The 230-nt window shown below is 39.6% G+C and carries 1 protein-coding gene; it reads right to left on the reverse strand.

Annotated features, from left to right (window positions below; genetic code table 11):
- Nucleotides 1–187 (reverse strand): phosphotransferase (locus V6256_RS15525; protein WP_341599139.1); only part of this gene is annotated, 187 nt, incomplete at its 3' end.
- Nucleotides 188–230: the final 43 nt, after the last annotated feature.

Here is a 230-nt window from a genome sequence, read left to right on the forward strand (position 1 = left end):
ACTGGTAACCTGCAAAAGTATGCAATGTTTGACCATCGAATGTTAAAGGCACAGAAAGGTCAACACCAGCATCTAATAGGTGTTGGCTGAATGAATGGTCTTCTAATAACTGTGCTTGATTCCATCGTTGTGGACGATAAAACTTCCCCACATAGCGTTGTTGATTTTCATCTGTAAAAGAATACACACGATTCTCATATGAGTTTAACGCTAATAACCCAGTTTCAGGG

This window comes from Psychromonas aquatilis (assembly GCF_038155185.1).
Classification (GTDB): Bacteria; Pseudomonadota; Gammaproteobacteria; order Enterobacterales; family Psychromonadaceae; genus Psychromonas; species Psychromonas aquatilis.